This window comes from Flavobacterium sp. KBS0721 (assembly GCF_002007065.3).
GTDB classification, from domain to species: domain Bacteria; phylum Bacteroidota; class Bacteroidia; order Flavobacteriales; family Flavobacteriaceae; genus Flavobacterium; species Flavobacterium piscis.
Map to the genome: position 1 here is coordinate 104,464 of NZ_CP042170.1, position 15,668 is coordinate 120,131.

15 protein-coding genes and 1 riboswitch are annotated in these 15,668 nt (G+C 33.3%); of the genes, 12 read left to right on the forward strand and 3 right to left on the reverse strand.

Going from position 1 to position 15,668, the window contains the following annotated elements; genetic code table 11:
- Window positions 1-153 precede the first annotated feature (153 nt).
- The 8 genes from cobT (at window position 154) to B0M43_RS00570 (ending at window position 8,410) form a co-directional block, all read left to right on the forward strand.
- Window positions 154-1,833 carry a nicotinate-nucleotide--dimethylbenzimidazole phosphoribosyltransferase gene (gene cobT / locus B0M43_RS00540; protein ID WP_078005820.1) on the forward strand — a complete coding sequence of 560 codons (1,680 nt, stop codon included), beginning with the start codon at window positions 154-156 and terminating at the stop codon, window positions 1,831-1,833.
- Window positions 1,790-2,308 (forward strand): IS200/IS605 family transposase, encoded by a 519-nt coding sequence (gene tnpA, locus B0M43_RS00545; protein WP_371295975.1) that lies wholly within the window; start codon window positions 1,790-1,792, stop codon window positions 2,306-2,308. Before cobT ends, tnpA begins: the two co-directional genes overlap by 44 nt.
- 198 nt (window positions 2,309-2,506) lie before the next feature.
- Window positions 2,507-3,304, forward strand: coding sequence for an adenosylcobinamide-GDP ribazoletransferase (locus B0M43_RS00550; protein ID WP_078005821.1), 798 nt, complete (start codon window positions 2,507-2,509; stop codon window positions 3,302-3,304).
- Window positions 3,289-3,822, forward strand: coding sequence for an alpha-ribazole phosphatase (gene cobC / locus B0M43_RS00555; RefSeq protein ID WP_078005822.1), 534 nt, complete (start codon window positions 3,289-3,291; stop codon window positions 3,820-3,822). The genes B0M43_RS00550 and cobC overlap by 16 nt, the downstream gene beginning before the upstream one ends.
- 67 nt (window positions 3,823-3,889) lie before the next feature.
- A riboswitch (cobalamin riboswitch) is annotated at window positions 3,890-4,097 on the forward strand.
- Window positions 4,098-4,123: 26 nt separating this feature from the next.
- Window positions 4,124-5,959, forward strand: a complete 1,836-nt coding sequence (locus B0M43_RS00560; RefSeq protein ID WP_078006158.1) for a TonB-dependent siderophore receptor — start codon at window positions 4,124-4,126, stop codon at window positions 5,957-5,959.
- A 3-nt stretch (window positions 5,960-5,962) separates the two neighbouring features.
- On the forward strand, window positions 5,963-6,997 hold the full coding sequence (locus tag B0M43_RS00565) for a YncE family protein (protein WP_078005823.1): 1,035 nt from the start codon (window positions 5,963-5,965) through the stop codon (window positions 6,995-6,997).
- A gap of 112 nt (window positions 6,998-7,109) precedes the next feature.
- The gene (locus B0M43_RS24595; RefSeq protein WP_210418026.1) at window positions 7,110-7,544 is read left to right on the forward strand and encodes a transposase; all 435 of its coding nucleotides are present in this window, start codon (window positions 7,110-7,112) and stop codon (window positions 7,542-7,544) included.
- Window positions 7,544-8,410 (forward strand): IS3 family transposase, encoded by an 867-nt coding sequence (locus tag B0M43_RS00570; protein WP_210418029.1) that lies wholly within the window; start codon window positions 7,544-7,546, stop codon window positions 8,408-8,410. The genes B0M43_RS24595 and B0M43_RS00570 overlap by 1 nt, the downstream gene beginning before the upstream one ends.
- A gap of 48 nt (window positions 8,411-8,458) precedes the next feature.
- Here B0M43_RS00570 and B0M43_RS00575 read toward each other — a convergent pair whose 3' ends face one another.
- Complete coding sequence (locus B0M43_RS00575) at window positions 8,459-9,931, reverse strand: S41 family peptidase (protein WP_078005824.1); 1,473 nt, start codon at window positions 9,929-9,931, stop codon at window positions 8,459-8,461.
- A 161-nt stretch (window positions 9,932-10,092) separates the two neighbouring features.
- On the opposite strand from B0M43_RS00575, the gene B0M43_RS00580 reads away from it, so the two are divergent.
- The 4 genes from B0M43_RS00580 to B0M43_RS00595 are packed head-to-tail and all read left to right on the forward strand — an operon-like array spanning window position 10,093 to window position 12,130.
- Window positions 10,093-10,602 carry an RNA polymerase sigma factor gene (locus B0M43_RS00580; RefSeq protein WP_078005825.1) on the forward strand — a complete coding sequence of 170 codons (510 nt, stop codon included), beginning with the start codon at window positions 10,093-10,095 and terminating at the stop codon, window positions 10,600-10,602.
- The gene (locus B0M43_RS00585) at window positions 10,589-11,047 is read left to right on the forward strand and encodes a hypothetical protein (protein WP_078005826.1); all 459 of its coding nucleotides are present in this window, start codon (window positions 10,589-10,591) and stop codon (window positions 11,045-11,047) included. Before B0M43_RS00580 ends, B0M43_RS00585 begins: the two co-directional genes overlap by 14 nt.
- 17 nt (window positions 11,048-11,064) lie before the next feature.
- On the forward strand, window positions 11,065-11,592 hold the full coding sequence (locus B0M43_RS00590; protein ID WP_078005827.1) for a DUF4252 domain-containing protein: 528 nt from the start codon (window positions 11,065-11,067) through the stop codon (window positions 11,590-11,592).
- Window position 11,593: 1 nt separating this feature from the next.
- Window positions 11,594-12,130, forward strand: coding sequence for a DUF4252 domain-containing protein (locus tag B0M43_RS00595; protein WP_078005828.1), 537 nt, complete (start codon window positions 11,594-11,596; stop codon window positions 12,128-12,130).
- A 327-nt stretch (window positions 12,131-12,457) separates the two neighbouring features.
- On the opposite strand, the gene carB is transcribed toward B0M43_RS00595, so the two are convergent.
- Both carB and rpmH read right to left on the reverse strand, forming a co-directional pair.
- Window positions 12,458-15,313, reverse strand: a complete 2,856-nt coding sequence (gene carB, locus B0M43_RS00600) for a carbamoyl-phosphate synthase large subunit (RefSeq protein WP_065451089.1) — start codon at window positions 15,311-15,313, stop codon at window positions 12,458-12,460.
- A gap of 147 nt (window positions 15,314-15,460) precedes the next feature.
- Window positions 15,461-15,622, reverse strand: a complete 162-nt coding sequence (gene rpmH, locus B0M43_RS00605; RefSeq protein ID WP_008464848.1) for a 50S ribosomal protein L34 — start codon at window positions 15,620-15,622, stop codon at window positions 15,461-15,463.
- Window positions 15,623-15,668: the final 46 nt, after the last annotated feature.

The window sequence follows — 15,668 nt, forward strand, 5'->3', positions numbered from 1 at the left end:
CAAATTTCAATTTTTAAATTCCAAATTCCAACCTTATACTTTATCTTTACTTTAATCTTTAAATTTTCAAATTGCCATTTGATTTTTGCAATTGATATTGTAATTGCCGTTGAATTGGAATTTAGAATTTAAAAATTGTAATTTAAAGAATTTATGAGCTATTTAGATGATATTTTAAAATCGCGCCGGGATACCAGACATTTTACTGCTGATAAAGTTCCCGATGAAGTGATTGAGAAAGCTTTGCAAGCCGGACATTGGGCACCATCTGTTGGATTGACCGATGCTACGCGCTATTTTATAATAAAGTCTGATGAAGTTAAAACGGCTGTAAAAAATCTATTTTTAGATTACAATAAAAAGGCAGAAGAACTTACCGATAATCCCGAACAAAAAGAGCATTACAAATCGTTGAAACTTGAAGCGATTGAAGAAGCTCCAATTGGACTTATTATTGCGTACGATCGATCGGTTTTAAACCAATTTACTATTGGGACTGTAGGCAGTAATGAAGCGGTAAAATTTAGTTCGGTTTGTGCGGCACAGAATATCTGGCTTTCGCTTACAGAACAAGGTTACGGCATGGGTTGGGTTTCGATTTTAGATTATTACCAGTTTAAAAAAATTCTCGATTTACCTGAAAATATCGAGCCTTTGGGGTATTTCTGTATTGGAAAACCTGCAACGAATTATGACAATCAACCGATGTTGCAGCAATTGCATTGGAAACAAAAATCTGAAGCTCCAATTTGTAAAGAGATTAAAAATGTTGCTGAAAATTTTATTACAGATTTTAATCTAAAAGTTGAAAACGAGGTCGAAACTAAAAATGATTTCAGTACAATTTTACAGGAAAAAATAGATTCTAAAACGAAACCTATTGGTTCTTTAGGAAGTCTCGAAAAGCTGGCTTTTCAAATGGCAACGGTTTTTGAAACTCTGAATCCAAAAATAACAAAACCAAATATAGTAGTTTTTGCAGCTGATCACGGGATTGCAAATCATGGCGTGAGTGCTTATCCGCAAGATGTTACGCGACAAATGGTGGGTAATTTTCTTGATGGCGGTGCGGCAATCAATGTATTTTGCAATCAAAACAAGATTCAATTATCGATTGTGGATGCCGGAGTAAATTATGATTTTCCCACCAATGCGAATTTGATTCATGCAAAAATCGCCAAAGGAACACAGTCTTTTTTGCACATTCCCGCTATGAGCGAAACCGAATTGCAATTGTGTTTCGAAAAAGGAAAGTCGATTGTTGAAGACATTGCTAAAACCCGTTCTAACTGTATTGGCTTTGGTGAAATGGGAATTGGAAATACTTCTACGGCTTCGGTTTTAATGAGTCTTTTAACGGGTTTACCTATCGAAGATTGTGTTGGAAAAGGCACCGGAGTTGAGGATGACAAACTGCTTCAGAAACAAAACTTACTCAAAAAAGCAATTGAAAATTATTCCGGTCAAGCCGAATTAAAACAGCAGCTGGCTTATTTTGGAGGTTTTGAAATTATACAAATCGCCAGCGGAATGTTGACCGCCCTGGAGAACAAAATGCTGATTTTGGTTGATGGTTTTATTTGTAGCGTGGCTTTTTTGATTGCTTCAAAAATAAATCCCAATATTAAAAACAATGCTTTTTTCTGTCACTGTTCTGCCGAGAAAGCACACCAAAAACTTCTTGATTATTTAGATGCAAAACCTATTTTAAATCTGGATTTACGTTTGGGCGAAGGAACGGGTTGTGCCATTGCTTTTCCTATTTTAAAATCGGCTGAAACTTTTTTGAATGATATGGCAAGTTTTGAAAGTGCAGGGATTAGTAGGAAGTAATTTTAGTGCTATTTTTTCGTTAAGTAAGAAAAACATTATAATTATGCCATTAATAAAAGTGTACATCCATTTTGTTTGGGGTACAAAAAATAGATTTCCATTTTTAGATTCATTAGAATTAAGACAAAAGGTTTGGAATCATATTAGAGAAAACGCAAAGGAAAAAGGAATTTATGTTGATTTTATAAATGGATATTCAGATCATTGCCATTGTCTAATTTCTTTGGGAGTTGATCAAAATATTCAAAAAATAATACAATTACTTAAGGGCGAATCTTCATTTTGGATTAATAAAAATAAATTGACAAAAGAAAAATTTGAGTGGCAAGATGAATATTTTGCGGTTTCAGTTTCAGAATCTTTAGTAGATAAAGTAAGGGATTATATTAAAAACCAAGAAAGTCATCATAAGAAAAAAACTTTTCAGGAAGAATACAATGAAATTATTAGCAAATTTGGGTTTCAAAAAAAATAAATAACAAGAATTTGGCTAAAGCCTTTGTAGCACTAAATAACAATACCCCAGATAAATCTGGGGGCTATTCAGAAAAAATACATTCAGATTAATAATGAAAATTATCAGCAATCTAAATTGAATAGACAACATCTTTAGATGTTGGTTACATAATTGACAATCAAAATGGCTTTAGCCGAATAACTCTACATTTTTTAAATGAAAAAAGAACTACATATTTTCTTTACCTCTTTAATGTTCTACACCAGAATTCCTTGTCCAAAAAACATCGACCATCATCCTGATTATTTAAACAAGGCCACTCGGTATTTTCCTTTGATTGGCTGGATTGTTGGCAGTATTTCTTTTCTAACTTTTTATCTTTTTTCTCTTTTTCTTTCTGTAGAAACAGCGGTAATTTTTGCTCTAATTATTTCTGTACTTACGACGGGAGCTTTTCATGAAGATGGTTTTGCAGATGTTTGTGATGGTTTTGGCGGTGGCTGGACCAAAGAAAAAATCCTGATCATTATGAAAGACAGCGCGATTGGCGCTTATGGAGCCATTGGTTTGGTTTTATTGTTTTTAGTGAAATTCAAATTACTTTCAGAATCAATTTCTCTTTTCAAAGGAGATATTACTACATCGATTATTCAAGTATTTCTTTTATTTGTTTCAGCGCACGCTTTAAGCCGTTTGGCTGCGATCTCTATTATTTTTACGGATGAATATTCAAGAGACGACGCTTCGAGCAAAAGTAAACCTATTGCTAAAAACCATTCCTGGAAAGAAGTTTTAGGTTCTTTTTTCTTCGGATTGCTTCCTCTTTTTGTTTTCTCTTATTTTCAATATAAATTCCTTTTAGCTTTAGTTCCGGTTTTTATAACACGATTTTTTCTGGCGCGCTATTTCAAAAAATGGATTGATGGATATACCGGTGATTGCCTTGGCGCAACACAACAGGTTTGCGAGGTTGTTTATTATTTAAGTCTACTTTTGATATGGAAGCTTATCTAGTTCGTCACACCGAAACAATTTGCGAAAAAGGAGTTTGCTACGGACAATCGGATGTGGGATTGGCAGAACCTTTTGAATCTGTTTTTGAAAATATCGTTTCGCAATTACCTTCTGAAGCAATAATTTTTTCCAGTCCGTTGAAACGTTGTGTGATTTTAGCAGAATACATTCAAAAAAATATTAAAACGATTGCATTTGAAAAAGAAGATCGTTTGATGGAAATGCATTTTGGCGATTGGGAAATGAAAAACTGGAATGAGATTCCGCCTGAACAACTTAATCCCTGGATGGAGGATTTTGTAAATAGTAGCGCCTCCAATGGCGAATCGTTTATAAGATTACATGAACGAGTTGGCGATTTTTTATCTCAAATTTCAAAAGAAATAACAAAACCTATCATTATCGTAGCACATGCTGGAGTGATTCGTAGCATTTTATGTCATCATACTTCATTGCCGCTAAAAGATGCCTTTAATAACAAAGTAGATTTTGGACAAGTTATCAAAATCGAACTCTAATTATCATTTTGTTTCCATTTTAGTTTTAAAAGTCAAACAAATTAGAAAAATCGACATTTTTAACTTTATCTTTGCAGCCAATTAAGGTTGTGTTATTTCAAACACATTAAAAGGGAATCAAGTAATAATCAAATCTTGAGCTGTACCCGCAACTGTAAGCTTAGTTCTAAAAAAGAATGATTGTTGTTATCTACAAACCACTGCTCGCCCCCGCGAACGGGAAGGTAAACAACAAGACGCAAGCCAGGAGACCTGCCTTTGTAACAAATATCGAGCTCTCGGGAAAAAGAGTGTAGAAATTATGACTTTGAAAAAACTTTTTGCTTTTTGTTTATTCTTCTTGTGCCAGATTATTGTAGCGCAGAGCGATACTATTAATAACTTAAAAGAAGTTGTGGTTTCTGATGCGAATCTTAAAAACTCTTCTAATACCCAATCTCTTCAACGGCTAAATGATTCCATTATTACTAAAAACCAGTCTTCACTGATTTCTCTTTTAAATTATAATACTGTTATTTATTTTAAAGAGAATGGCCTTGGCATGACTTCCTCTCCTTCTTTTAGAGGAACTACCGCCCAACAAACTGTAGTAGTCTGGAACGGAATTAATATTAACTCTCAACTTTTAGGACAAACTGATTTTAATACAATTTCAACACGTGGCTTTAGTTCTATTGATGTAAAAGCAGGCGGCGGAAGTATCGTTTACGGAAGCGGTGCCATTGGAGGAACGATTCATTTGAATAATGATTTGAAATTTACTGATACTTTTAAAAACGATTTTCAGATATACTACGGCGAATTCAATACCATAAGTGCAATTTATGGTATTACAGCCGCCACAAAAAAGTGGAGTTTTGATGCTAGTTTTACCAGAAACAGTTCAGACAATGATTTTAAATTTGTAGGTCAGAAAGTCTGGAACAAAAACGGACAATATTACAATAATACGCTGGATGCTGCCATTGGATATAAAATAAATACTAATAACAGTATCAAGTTTTATAGCGAAATTTACGATGGAGAACGTCATTTTTCGCTCACTTCTCCAAATGAAACTAAAACAAAATATCAGGATTACAATACCCGAAATTTATTAACATGGAGCAGCGCTTTCGACAAATTCGAATCGAACTTAAAATTAGCTTATATCACCGAACATTATAATTATTTTGAAGATATTAACAGGGATGGATTTACTTCGGGAGGAGTTAAAAGTTTTATTGGAAAGTACGATCTTGATTATTCCTTATCTTCTAGAATGAAAATTAGTGCGATTGCAGATTACACAAAAAATGATGGAGTTGGCTCAGGAATTGGAAAAAACAATCGCGAAATTGGCGGGCTAAGTCTTTTATGGAAACATAGTCTTACAGCCAAATGGAATTATGAAATGAGTGCCCGAAAAGAGGTTTCGGATGTGTATAAAAGTCCTGTGCTTTTTTCTTTTGGTTCCAGATATAACTTTTCAGATTTCTATCAGCTTAAATTTAATTTTTCAAGAAATTATAGAATTCCAACATTTAATGATTTATACTGGGAAGGAAGTGGAAATCCTGATTTAAAACCGGAAAGTTCTTTTCAGGCAGAAATAGGAAATGAATTTAAATATAAAGATTTCAGGCTGACCATTACAGCATACGGAATGAAAATTAATGATATGATTCGCTGGCTGCCCAACAACACAGGAAACTGGTCACCTGAAAACACAGACAAAGTAACTATTTATGGTGCTGAAGCACTTTTAGGATGGCGAAAAAACTTTGGCAAACATACTTTTGATTTTAGCGGAACGTATGCTTACACTGTTTCATTGGATGATAAAACAGACAAACAATTATTTTATGTGCCTTATCATAAATTGACTGGTTCATTCTCTTATAACTACAGGAAATTATCTGCCTATTACCAAATTATGTATACGGGAGAAATCTTCACCACATCAGACAACAATCCAAAATATATTCTTGATGCATATAATGTATCTAACATAGGTATTGATTACAATTTTAGCAAAAAAAACACTTTTAAAGTAGGCGTCAAAGCTGCTAATTTATGGAACGAAAATTACGAAGCGTTGCCAAATCGCTATATGCCGGGGCGAAACTTAACTATTTACTTAAATCTTAATTATTAAAACATGAAACTAAAAAATCTTTATTTAGGAATTATTGCATCTGCATTTTTATTTGCTTCTTGTAGCAGCGATAATAATGACAACGAAGAAGTTATTCCGTTAGGAGACTATCAAAATGGAATCCTTATTTTAAATGAAGGAAACTACAAGGACGTAAATGCTTCTGTATCCTTTCTTTCAAATGATTTGGCTACTTTTCAGAATGATATTTTCAAATTGGTAAACCCTTCAGCTGTATTGGGTGACGTAGCACAATCTTTAACGTTTAGTAACGAAAAAGCTTTTATTGTATTAAACAATTCTAACGAGGTAAGAATTATAAACCGTTATACACTAAAAAGTTTAGGAACAATTACTGAGAAACTTGAAAACCCTCGTTTCAGTGTTGTTTTAAATGATAAATTATATGTAACTAATTCACTTTCTAACGCAGTTACGGTTTATAATGCAAAAACTTATGTTTACCTAGCGTCTATTCCTTTAGGTAAAACAGCAGAAAAAATTATAGCTGCAAACGGAAAGTTATATGTAACAAACGCCGCTTTTGGAAGCGGAAGTGAAGTAACAATAATAAACCCTGCAAATAATACTGTAGCAAAAACACTGACTCTTGAAGACGGAATAAACTCTGTTGAAGAAAATAATGGCAGCGTTTATGTTTTAGCCGGAAACAAAACTAAAAGTAAATTATTTAAAATCAATACTACCAGCGATGTTGTTACATCTATAGAATCGACTACGCTAAAAGGCGCTTTGAATATGGATATTGATGGAGATAAAATTTATTATACTCAAGGAACGGGTGTTTATGTAATGAATTTAACAGCAACAACTTTTTCTGAAAAAGCTTTATTTTCAGTTACAGATAATAGTTGGTCTACTTTTTATGGTTTTGGTGCAATTGACGGTAAAATATATTCAGGAGATGCAAATGCGTTTACTAAAGATGGTACAGTTACAGTATATTCTTCTACAGGAACTGTATTAAAAACATTAACTGTTGGTTTTGGACCAAACGGTTTCTACCCGAACAATTAGAATTAGTTTTTGGATTTCTCTAGTTCATTAAAAAAAGGCTTTCAGAAATTGAAAGCCTTTTTTATGTTTATTATGTCTTGTCCTGAAATAGCGATACACAAAAAGTATCATTATGGAAAAAGATCAAGAATTGCGCTATGTTAAGCGTACACAGAAAGATTACAGTATGTCTTTAAAACTTCAAATTGTTCAAGAAATAGAACAGGGAAAAACCTCAATTTCTCAAGTTAAGAAAGATTATGCTATTCAATCACGTTCAACAATTGTTCAATGGCTTCGAAAATTCGGTAACTTTGATTGGGACAATCAAACACCTTCTCTTATGCAAAAATCTCCTGAACAGAAAATAATGGAACTTGAAGCCAAAGTGAAGTTATTGGAAAAACAAAGAGCATTTTTAGAACAGCAGGCTTTCGTTGCTGATAAAAAAGCTATTATTTTCGATATGATGATTGATATAGCAGAAAAAGAATATCAAATTGACATTCGAAAAAACTCACCACCCGAACAATCGACCATTTTAAAAAAGAACAACAACAAACAATAATGTTTGCCTGTACTTTGTTCGGGATTGACAGACAGGTTTACTATCGTCGAGTAAAAAAAAGTTGCGATAAGAAGCTTTTGGCTTCAAAAGTTGTTAATATGGTTTTGGAAATTAGAAATACAATGCCTCGAATTGGAGCAAGAAAATTGTATTATCTTTTAAAAAGCGAGTTGAATCAACTTAAAATAGGCCGAGATAAATTTATAGATATACTTAGAGCAAATCATTTATTGATAATATCAAAACGTTCTTACCATATAACAACAAACTCTCATCATAGATTTAGAAAACATCAAAATCAAATATTAGAGTTAGAGATTTGTAGACCAGAGCAAGTCTGGGTATCAGATATAACCTATATTGGAAAAAGAAAGAATCCATGTTATTTAAGTCTAATAACTGACGCTTACTCTAAAAGAATAATGGGTTTTAATGTGGCAGATAATATGAATGCTCATAGTAGTTTAACAGCTTTAAAAAATGCAATAAAAAAACGCAGAGATAAAGGCAAAACATTAATACATCATTCAGATAGAGGAATACAATATTGTTCTGATGAATATCAAAAACTATTACATAAAAACAATATAAAATGTAGTATGACCCAAAACTCTGATCCCTATGAGAATGCAGTAGCTGAGAGAATAAATGGAATTTTAAAACAAGAATTTAATATTGATAAGTTTAATCTAAAACTTGCTGTAATGAAGGTTTTAGTGAAAAATGCAATTGATATTTATAATAACAAAAGACCACATTACTCTAATTATATGCTCACTCCAAGTCAAATGCATCAACAAAGTGTAGTAAAGATGAGAACTTATAAAAGAAAAACACCTGCAATAAAAAATATTACAGGTGTCTAATTAAATATATTTGTCTAATAATCTGTATCGATTATTTAGGACTAGTCATTATTTTAATGCTCTTAAAAGTCCTTCCGGAGCATCTTTAACATACATCTGATTTCTGATGCCGTCCATTGCTTTGGCATCTGTAAAATTCTTTAAAGCTATACCTTCATCGAGTTGTGCTTTTTTAGCAGTTGCTCCTGTAATTTGCGAAATGGCAACATTTAATAATGGCTCTGATGTATCACCTAAAACGCCAAGATTGCTAATACGTTCCAATTGTTCAAAAGTTGGTTTTAAACCATCTGTATATTCTCCAAAATCAGCGGCATTTACTATTTTAAGCACCAAGGGCTGCATCGCGTACTTATGATTTAGATTTCTTTGTGCTTTGCCAAAAGTGGGAGAATCGTATAAAGTAACAGAACCAACGTTTTTACCAACTGTTGTTTCTCCAATCTGAACTACTGAAATATAGGGCACCAAACCATTTATCACTAACTCACTCGCAGAAGCCGTACCGTCTGTTGTCAGAATATATATTTTGGATAATTTTAAACTATTTATTGCCGATCCGTCTATTTTGTCTACAAAACGATTATTTAAAAATTCCGGATTATCAATTTCAAAAGCTGCATTTATCTTAGCATTCCATTTTTCTTTAGAAAAAATCTGATTCGTAAACTGACCTGTAATCATACTTGCCAAACGCGTTGCGGTTTGTATAGAACCACCGCCGTTATATCGCAAATCTAAAACAAGATCTGTAATTCCCTGCGATTTCAATTCACCAAAAGCAGCATTTAATTGCGCATCATAATTGGCATAAAAACCATTATACATTAAATAACCAATTTTATGACTTCCTGAAGTTATTACTTTATTAATAAAAATAGGGTTTTCGTCTAAAGTTGTTTTTACTAACGAAATTGTTTTCCCGTTAGACTCAAAACCAGTACCATTAAAAACAACCATATTTAAGGTATAGCTATCCGCAGCCAAAAGAGATCGATAGTTTGAAACTGTAAGTTGGGTTCCGTTTATTGCTGTAAAAAGATCACCACGTTTGATTCCTTTTCCTGAAGCATCAGAATTAGGAATAATATAACGTACGTAACCTATCAAATCTGTTGTACTATTAGGTTTATAACTTAGACTAAAATCGACACCATTATTTTTTGTCGTTCCCTGAAGTTCCTGCTCTAAAACAGTATAATCAGGAACAATCCAGCTAAAGCGATCAATTGCCTGACCTTTTGGGAATTTGCTAATAGGTTTATTTAATAAAGCCTGAAATAAATCTTCAGGTTGAGAATATCCTCTTAAAAAAGAATTTAATGCTTCCTGACTATTAAAACGATCATCGGCTAAATTGGGCACATCGGCTTGCCATAAATAAAACTGATTTAGCCCTTTCCAAATGAAATCTTTCACCTGTAAATCGGCCGGAGCCGCAACATCATCCTGATCTTCACAAGATTGCAAAGAAAATGCGAGAAGAAATAATAACAGTACGCTCTTTAAAATTGTTTTCATATAGTAGGTATCTATGTAGTATTAACGTAAAAATAGTATCTTTAGTTTTAACAATGATATTTTTAAAGTATTTTTTTATTATAAAATTTCCACGCTCTGTGTAACAAAAATAATAGTGCCTCGTCTTGACTATATAAGCTAACGAATAACCAACCAATTTTATGAATCAGAATGTGTTTATAGAATTAATAAATCCTTTTAAAGACAAAGTTTTTCGTCTGGCAAAAAGATTATTAACCAGTACAGAAGAGGCCGAAGATGCTACACAGGAAGTAATAGTTAAATTATGGAATAAAAAAGAAAGTCTGGATAACTACAATAGTGTTGAGGCATTAGCAATGACAATGACCAAGAATTATTGTCTCGATCAACTAAAATCAAAAAGAGCCGGAAATCTTCAAATTGTACATAATAACTATACTGACAGGGAACCTCAACTGGATAAGAAACTAGAGGATTCGAATAGTTTAGAATGGGTGGAGAAAATTATAAGTCAGTTGCCCGAACAATTACAAATATTAATTCAGTTACGCGATGTTGAACAATATGAATTTGATGAAATTGCGAAAATTGTCAACATGAATGAAACGGCTATTCGGGTAGCACTTTCAAGAGCGAGAAAAAAAATTAGAGAATCAATGCTTAACACACACAGTTATGGAATTCAATAAAATAGAAGATATATTAGAAAAATACTTTCAGGGAGAAACCAGTATTGCAGAGGAAAAAGAACTAAAAGACTATTTTTCTTCACCAAATGTTGCGCAGCATTTAGAGCAATACAAACCTATGTTTGGTTATTTCTCTCAGGTAAAAGAACAAAAATCGACGCAAACAATACCACTAAAAACTAAAAAACAAAATGTGGCGTGGTTATCGATTGCAGCTTCGGTTGTTGTTTTACTAGGAGTTGGAACCTATTTTTATGTGAGCGAAAAAAATGCAGCTCCCGCTGTGGCGCAAACAGAACTAGGAACCTATGATGATCCGGAAGAAGCACTTGCCGCAACGCAAAAAGCTTTGGCCTTATTATCAAGCAATGTTAATGTAGGTATCGAAAGTGTACAATACATTAAAGAATACGAACAATCAAAAAACAAAATTTTTAAACAGTAATTAAAATTCAATCAAAAATGAAAAATTTCATCATAACACTAGTTTTAGCATTTGTTAGCACTACTTTTTATGCTCAGGGAGCATTTGACAAATTTGACGGTCAGGACGATGTAACCTCAGTAATTGTAAACAAAAAAATGTTCGATTTAATGAGCAAAGTAAAAGTTGATGCCTCTGATAAGGAAACACAACAATACATTAAACTAATTAAAAAATTAGATTATCTGAAAGTGTTTACCACTAAAAACCCAAAAATTGAAGCAGATATGAAAGCTTCTGCCGAAAAATATGTAAAAACAGCTGGTTTAGAAGAATTAATGCGAATTAACGATGGTGGCAGAAACGTTAGAATATCAGTAAAATCAGGAGCTACAGATTCTCAGGTAAGAGAATTACTGATGTACGTAGACGGAGCCAAAAATGACGAAACTGTTTTATTATCATTAACAGGTAATTTTGATATTAACGAAATCTCAGTACTTACAGACAAGATGCAACTTCCTGGCGGTTCTGATCTAAAAAAAGCCTCTAAAGGCAAAAAATAAGATGAAAACCAACATTTTTACCTCAGCCCTTTTACTAATACTAACTTTAGTAAGTTGTAATTCTGATCCTTCATTGCAGAAATATTTTGTAGAAAATACAGACAACAAAAATTTTATTGCTCTGGATGTTTCGCCCAGTATTTTAAACGTAGAGAAAACAAAACTATCTGCAGAACAAACCGAGGCTTTAAAATCATTTGATAAGATGAACATTCTGGCTTTTAAAGCAAATGCCACCAATCAGGTTCAGTTTGAGGCAGAAAGATCCAAAGTAAAAGCGATTCTAAAAGATCCAAAATACCAGCAATTAATGAGTTTTGGCTCAGGTAAAGATGGAGCATCAATAAGTTATGTAGGTTCTGATGACAATATTAAAGAATTTGTCGTTTTTGCCAACAGAAAAGAAAACGGTTTTGCAGTGGTTAGGGTATTAGGCGAAAACATGAACCCAAATAACATCATGACTCTAATGTCGGTTTTAAAAGAATCCAAAATCGACATGGAACAATTAAAGCCTTTACAACAATTGATTAAATAATACATCTTACTTTAAACGAAAAAAAGCTCCATTTTCATGGAGCTTTTTTTAATTGAAAATGGATATCTTTATATTTTGCTACTAAACTAACTTTTATGCATAGATATACAAAAATTGGTCTTTCACTTATTGGCTTAGCGTTTTTAATGTTTTTATTAGTTATGAGTCTTATTGCAAGTATCAGATCTATTAATCCAATTCTAAATATCATAGCAGAAATTTCATTTGCAATATGGCTTCCCACACTCATCGTTGGATTTTTTTATCTGATGCGTTCCAAAAAAAAAGACTCTAAATAATTAGAGCCTTTTATATCAGGATTTGAGATTATTTACTCAAATACATTTTTCTTCTAGAGTACAATTCGTAGAATTGATCGTCTTTTAAGTCATCAATAAACAAGATGCTTTCTCCTGTTGATTTCATCTCTGGTCCTAATGCTTTGTTTACATTATGAAATTTGCTGAAAGAGAAAACCGGTTGTTTAATCGCGTAACCTTTCAATTGCGGATTAAAGTTGAAGTCCGTTACTTTATTGTGTCCTAACATTACTTTTGTAGCGTAGTTCACATAAGGTTCTCCATAAGCTTTTGCAATAAAAGGTACTGTTCTTGAAGCTCTAGGATTTGCTTCGATAATATAAACCGTATCATCTTTAATAGCAAACTGAATATTGATTAAACCAACAGTTTTAAGTGCTCTCGCGATTTTCACCGTATGATCTTTTATTTGTTGCATTACAAATTCTCCTAAGTTAAAAGGAGGCAAAGTAGCATTACTGTCTCCAGAGTGCACTCCGCAAGGTTCGATATGCTCCATAATTCCGATGATATATACATTTCCATCAGCATCACAAATTGCATCCGCTTCAGCTTCGATTGCTCCGGCTAAATAATGATCTAAAAGTAATTTATTTCCTGGAATCGTTTTCAATAAGTTGATAACGTGCTCTTCTAATTCTTTCTTGTTGATTACAATTTTCATTCCCTGACCTCCTAATACATAAGAAGGACGAATCAATAATGGGAAGTCAAGAGTATCTGCAAGAGCAGAAGCCTCGTCAGCCGTTTCAGCAATTCCGAATTGTGGAAAAGGAATATGTAATTCTCTTAATAGATCTGAGAAACGTCCTCTGTCTTCAGCTAAGTCAAGTGCATCAAAACTAGTTCCGATGATTTTTACTCCGTATTTAGATAATTTTTCAGCCAGTTTCAAAGCCGTTTGTCCACCTAACTGTACAATAACACCTTCTGGTTTTTCATGCTGAATGATGTCATATATATGCTCCCAGAAAACCGGTTCGAAATATAATTTATCAGCTGTATCAAAATCAGTCGAAACTGTTTCAGGATTACAGTTGATCATGATGGTTTCGTAACCACATTCTTTAGCAGCCAAAACTCCGTGTACACAAGAATAATCAAACTCAATTCCTTGTCCAATTCTGTTTGGTCCTGAACCAAGAACTATGATTTTCTTTTTATCAGTAACAATACTTTCGTTATCTACATAGCGCTCACCATTTGCTTTTTCTATCTCAGCCTCAAAAGTTGAATAGTAATAAGGTGTTTGCGCTTTAAACTCAGCCGCACAAGTATCAACCAGTTTAAACACACGGTTAATATTTTGATCCATACGTAGAGTATGTACTTCGCTTTCTAAACAATTTAACATGTGAGCAATTTGTCTGTCGGCAAAACCTTTTTGTTTCGCTTCAAGCAAAAGTTCTTTTGGAAGATTAGAAATTTTATAGTTCGAAATTTCTTTCTCTAAAGTATAAAGCTCTTCGTATTGTTTCAGGAACCACATATCAATTTTTGTGATTTCATGAATACGGCTCAACGGAATTCCCATTGCAATCGCATCATAAATTACAAAAACACGATCCCAACTTGCAAAAGTTAGTTTCTCGATAATCTCTTCGTAGTTTTTATATCCTTTTCCGTCAGCACCTAAACCGTTTCTCTTGATTTCTAAAGATTGAGTAGCTTTGTGTAATGCTTCCTGGAACGAACGCCCAATTCCCATTACCTCACCAACAGATTTCATCTGAAGACCTAAAGTTCTGTCAGCACCTTCAAATTTATCAAAGTTCCAACGTGGTATTTTTACAATTACATAATCTAAAGTTGGTTCAAAAAGAGCCGAAGTTGATTTTGTAATTTGATTTTGTAATTCATCTAAATTGTACCCTAAAGCCAGTTTAGAAGCAATTTTAGCAATTGGATATCCAGTAGCTTTAGATGCCAATGCAGAAGAACGAGACACACGAGGATTAATCTCGATCGCTACGATATCTTCTTTTTCGTCTGGCGAAACTGCAAATTGCACATTACAACCTCCAGCAAAATTACCAATACTACGCATCATCAGGATGGCATAGTCACGTAATTTTTGGAAAGTCGTGTCTGATAATGTCATTGCCGGTGCAACCGTAATCGAATCTCCGGTATGAATTCCCATTGGATCCATATTTTCGATCGAACAGATAATTACAACATTATCATTTTTATCTCTTAAAAGTTCCAACTCATATTCTTTCCATCCCATTAAAGCTTTATCAATTAAAACTTCGTGAATTGGAGAAGCTTCAAGTCCGCGTGTTAAAAGCTCATCAAAATCTTCTTTTTTGTAAACAATTGCAGCTCCTGTTCCTCCTAGAGTAAACGAAGGACGAATTACAAGCGGGAAACCAAATTCCTGAGCAATCTCTTTACCTTCTAAATAAGAAGTAGCCGTTTTTGCCGGTGCAGTTGGCACATTAATTCTTTCTAAAAGCTGTTTAAACTGCTCTCTGTCTTCGGTAATATTAATAGCGTTTACATCAACCCCAATTAATTTTACTCCAAAATCCTGCCAGATTCCTTTTTCTTCAGCCTCCAAACATAAATTTAAAGCTGTTTGTCCACCCATTGTTGGTAAAACAGCATCAATTTGTGGATGTTCTTTCAGAATCTCAATAATCGATTTTGTAGTTAAAGGTTTCAAATAAACATGATCGGCCATTGTTGGGTCGGTCATGATAGTCGCTGGATTCGAGTTTATCAAGATAACTTCAATTCCTTCTTCACGAATAGAACGTGCAGATTGAGAACCTGCATAATCAAATTCGCAAGCTTGACCAATAACAATAGGTCCTGACCCTATTATTAAAACTGATTTTATTGATGTGTCTTTAGGCATTTTATTTGTATTGTGTAGTTATATAAAGTACTTTAAAAAACATTCGTAGTATATTCTAAACTAGAACGTTGCATCTTTTTTTACCGACAAGGTATAAAAAAAGGCGATACTAAAAAAGTAATCGCCTTATGTATGTTTATACAAACATTATTTTTTGTGTCTAGGCTCGCTAGAAACAGTTAATTTATGTCTTCCTTTTGCTCTTCTACGCGCTAGAACTTTTCTTCCATTCGCAGAAGCCATTCTGTCCATAAATCCGTGCTTATTTCTTCTTTTTCTTTTCGATGGTTGAAACGTTCTTTTGCTCATTGCTTTGTATCTTTAAAATGGTATCTAATATCTCTTTTCTGTTTTA